Origin of the sequence: Desulfofundulus sp. (genome assembly GCF_049701015.1) — a bacterium.
Taxonomy (GTDB): Bacteria; Bacillota; Desulfotomaculia; order Desulfotomaculales; family Desulfovirgulaceae; genus Desulfofundulus.
Genome location: NZ_JBNATZ010000296.1, coordinates 1 through 2,845, shown reverse-complemented (window position 1 = coordinate 2,845; position 2,845 = coordinate 1). Strand labels below are relative to the sequence as shown.

3 protein-coding genes are annotated in these 2,845 nt (G+C 61.1%); 1 reads left to right on the top strand and 2 read right to left on the bottom strand.

The features are described 5' to 3' along the window. The coding region (locus ACPLUI_RS13470; RefSeq protein ID WP_424660766.1) for a YkgJ family cysteine cluster protein at positions 1-648 on the bottom strand (648 nt) is incomplete at its 3' end. 129 nt (positions 649-777) lie between these two features. Further along, positions 778-2,298: a substrate-binding domain-containing protein gene (locus ACPLUI_RS13465; protein ID WP_424660765.1), complete on the bottom strand. Its 1,521-nt coding sequence runs from the start codon at positions 2,296-2,298 to the stop codon at positions 778-780. A 156-nt stretch (positions 2,299-2,454) separates the two neighbouring features. Between ACPLUI_RS13465 and ACPLUI_RS13460 the strand changes: the two genes are divergently transcribed. After that, complete coding sequence (locus tag ACPLUI_RS13460) at positions 2,455-2,766, top strand: DUF2508 family protein (RefSeq protein WP_424660764.1); 312 nt, start codon at positions 2,455-2,457, stop codon at positions 2,764-2,766. The last annotated feature ends 79 nt before the right edge of the window (positions 2,767-2,845 follow it).

The window sequence follows — 2,845 nt, the reverse complement described above, 5'->3', positions numbered from 1 at the left end:
TTCCCGCCACAACCCGGGCGGACAGATCTCCTTCAACCGGACCTGTGCAAAAAGCTCCCTGCCACTGAAAGCTCCGGGAGGGTAATCCTCCAGGCGGGGCCGGGGCCGGCTGCCTTCGTGAATCACCGGCGGCCGCCCGCAGCGCCGGGCCTCCAGCAGCCAGCGCCGGACCAGTTCATCCATGCCGCTGTTCACCACCAGGCTCCTGAGCTCCCTGGCCCGCCTGGTAACCCCGCGGCAGATGTAGGTCTGGCACACCAGGGGGCGCAGGTGATACTCGGAACAGCGGCCCCGCCCGGCATCCAGGAAGATGCAGGAGCCATCGGATTTAAACCCCAGGCTGATATCTACCACCGGCCCTTCCACATAAACGTAACCGTACTGCTGCAGGAAGGACGACAGGGGAGCGGGCAGCCCCCGGAACTGCCCCCCGAACCGGTCGTCCCGCAGGAAGGCCGCCACATCGGGGTAGGTAAGGGGTACCCGCTCCCAGCAGCAGCCGGTGCAGCCGTTGCAGGGGGGGCAATGTTCCCGGATAAAATCGTTCAAGGCGTCCAGGTAATCCTGTACCGTAGCACTTTCGTCAACTACCTGTACATCATAGGCCGGTTTTCCGCCCAGAAGGCAGCGGCTGACCTTGACTTTCAAAGAGGTTCCCCTCCCGTTGAGCAAGCGTGACCAGATTACCCTGTAAAAAATTATTATACTACAATTTCGCGTCCGGGTGCCAAAAAGGCCACCTCCTGTTCCCGGAGAAATGGCCTTTTTGTAACGTGCTTACGTGCCCCCGGCACCTCCCGCGCCGGAAGTGCGGCCACGGCCACCGCCGCCCCCGGCCTGCATGGGCACCGGCGCCTGCACGCCGGTCCTGCCGGTTTCCACACTTTCAATCCGCTCCACCTCGCCGTGTATCTGTACTTCCACAGTTTTCCCGTCACGGGTGGTAATGCGCAGGGTAGTCCGGGGCTTTTGTTCCCCACCACCAGCCTGGCCGCCCTGCTGGCCCGCCTGGTCTGAAGAACCGCCACCCCCGTCACTCCCTTCAGTCCCGCTTTCGCCCTGACTCCCGCCGCCCCCCTGCTTCCGGGCGATTTCTTTTCCCCACCGTTCCTGCAGCAGATAAGCGTTCGTGGACTGGATCAAACGCACGGGTACAATGCGGGCGGGGATGCTGTAGTCACCGCTGGTCACCCGGGCGTCGTACTGCCAGTGTCCGGTCCTGGCCAGGCTGACCGCCGCGTCCAGGGCGTACTGGCCCAGCAGGTCGGGCCTGGTATCCACTTCCGCATCGTGCTCCCCGGCCAGGATGGCCCGGGAGGCCTCCCTGTCAGCCCCCACCCCGACCGTCAGCACCCTGTTGTTCAAACCTGCAGCTTTCAGGACCTCCACGGCAGCCATGGCCAGCCGGCTGTCACTGGCCAGAATCACGTCAATTTTATTGTTGAACCTGGCCAGGGCCTGCCGTACGGCCACGGAGGCAGCAGCCCGTTGATTTCCCGGCTGCTGTGCCTCTTCCACCACCCGCACCAGGGGACTGCCTTCCAGTGCTTTCCGGGCCGCAGCCACAATTTCCCGGGCGGCATTATCACGGGGGTCGCCGGCCAGGACCATTACGTTGAGGGGGCGGTCGGAAGGTATCTGCACCGCAGGCGCGGCACTCCCGGTAGTACCACCAGCCTGAGCACCGCCGGTTTGACCGCCCTCGCCACCCTCCTGGCCCTGCCCGCCGGTCTGGCTACCTTCACCACCCTCCTGGCCGGTTTGACCGCCCTCGCCACCCTCCTGACCCTGACCACCGGAAGAAGCTCCCCGCCCGGCTGCCCGCTGCAAGACCTCGTTGACAAACCGGGCCTGCAGTTCCCCCGCCCTGGCATGATCCGAGGCTACATAGGCATCCACCGGTGTGTTGGCAGGCAGGGTTTCCAGTGCCACGACCTTGATATTCTTCTGCACGAGCTGCTGTACGAGACGAGGAGCTCCCGCCGGGTCTACCGCCTGAAGCACCACAGCTTTAATCTGCCGCCCGGCAAGTTCCTTCAACTGTTTTTCCTGCTGCACGGGGTCGTTCTTTGCGTCCAGCCAGGTGATGTCCACCTTCTCCTCGCGCCTGCGCCGGTCCATCACCTGCTTGATGATCTGGTTGCCGTCCCGCTGCATATCGGCCAGGCTGACGGCAATCCGCAACTGGGGAGTTATCTTTTGCTGTTCACCCCGCCCGGGACATCCGGTCAAAAACAGCAAGGCGGCGATGAAAACCCACAGTCCGGCTCTCTTCCACCCCGCACACCGGCCTCTCATTCTTATCCCCCCGTATGGGAAAACATCCTTAAAGCGTATTATGCTTACGTGCCCCCTGAAATATAATGGATCACCGGAAGCTTTCCACTCCAACAAAAAAACCCTTCTAAAAAAGGGTAAAGGGTTCATAACCATAGGATATGGGAGGTGGTCCTCTTGAACCTGCATAAAATACTGGCCTTCCTGGCAGGGATACTCGAGAGTTTCACGAGATGGGCCGGTTCGTTTTTTAAACGCCGGATGCCAAGCCTGGTGGAAATCATCGACGAAGCCCGCCGGGACTGGCAGGAAGCTTGTAAGGAGTTTCACCTTGTTGATAACGAAATGATTGATTATGTAATCTTCAAGATCAACACTGCGGAAAGAAGGTTCATAGCGCTCTTGAAGCAGGCCCGCCGTACAGGCGTCACGGCCTGGCCCGCAGACCTGCCGGGACCTGTCAGGACTGTAAGCGATTCTCCCGAATAACCCCGCTTCCGGTGGGATCAACAATGTTAAAGTAAAATTACTGTAGGAAAAGTAGCAGGGGAAAAGAGGTGGAGGGTAG